Consider the following 222-nt stretch of genomic DNA (forward strand, 5'->3'; position numbering starts at 1 on the left):
TGACATGTGGAGCTGACGAATACTAATAGATCGAGGACTTAACCATATAATATGAAGCAATGTTATCTAGTTTTGAAAGAATATAAAAAACTTGTTGACTTTAAAAGTTAAATAAGTTACAATGATTCTTGTCTTAAATGAATACAGTCTGGTAATGATGGCAGAGAGGTCACACCCGTTCCCATACCGAACACGGAAGTTAAGCTCTCTAGCGCCGATGGT

The 222-nt window shown here is 36.5% G+C and carries 1 rRNA gene; it reads left to right on the forward strand.

The features are described 5' to 3' along the window. Positions 1 to 147: 147 nt before the first annotated feature. Positions 148 to 222, forward strand: a 5S ribosomal RNA gene (gene rrf, locus JDS82_RS29500); the annotation flags it as partial.

Source organism: Bacillus cereus group sp. N14 (assembly GCF_016483555.1).
Taxonomy (GTDB): Bacteria; Bacillota; Bacilli; order Bacillales; family Bacillaceae_G; genus Bacillus_A; species Bacillus_A wiedmannii.